Raw genomic sequence first — 266 nt, forward strand, 5'->3', positions numbered from 1 at the left:
GCCCGGATATGGGCCGCCGCCTGTGTGCAGAAGCTGTTGAAGCGCTGAAAGCACAGTGTGTTGCTAATCCGGACGTACAGGTCGTTATTTCTGATGGCCTGTCAACTGATGCCATCACCGTCAACTACGAAGAGATCCTGCCGCCGCTGATGGCGGGCCTGAAACAGGCCGGGCTGAAAGTCGGCACGCCATTCTTTGTTCGTTATGGTCGCGTGAAGATTGAAGATCAGATCGGTGAGATCCTCGGCGCGAAAGTGGTGATCCTG

At 56.0% G+C, this 266-nt stretch carries 1 pseudogene; it reads left to right on the forward strand.

Annotated elements, in window-relative coordinates:
* Positions 1-266 (forward strand): annotated as a pseudogene (gene eutC / locus FN960_RS24180) (ethanolamine ammonia-lyase subunit beta); the annotation flags it as partial.

Origin of the sequence: Alkalicoccobacillus porphyridii (assembly GCF_007293315.1) — a bacterium.
GTDB lineage: Bacteria > Bacillota > Bacilli > Bacillales > Bacillaceae_D > Alkalicoccobacillus > Alkalicoccobacillus porphyridii.